The 207-nt window shown below is 67.1% G+C and carries 1 pseudogene; it reads right to left on the bottom strand.

The window, feature by feature from the left end:
* Window positions 1–207, bottom strand: a pseudogene (locus F0L68_RS44105) (hypothetical protein); the annotation flags it as partial.

Below are 207 nucleotides of genomic sequence, written 5' to 3'. Positions count from 1 at the left end.
CCGTTGTAGTGATCGGCATACAAGGACCGCGACATGTTCGTCAGTGCGATCCCTGTCGCGTGCTGACCCCGCCGCGGCGTCTGCCAGTCCGATGTGGTCCCGGCGGCAACGAAGTCCTGCCACATTCCTCGGTACGCCGCGAGCGCGTCCTGCTTGGCCCTGTCCCCGATGGACAGCGGGGGAGTCGGGAAGCCACGGTCGACGACG

The organism is Solihabitans fulvus (assembly GCF_008386585.1).
GTDB lineage: Bacteria > Actinomycetota > Actinomycetes > Mycobacteriales > Pseudonocardiaceae > Solihabitans > Solihabitans fulvus.
The sequence above is the reverse complement of the archived record's forward strand: the minus strand, read 5'-3'. Positions and strand labels throughout refer to the sequence as shown.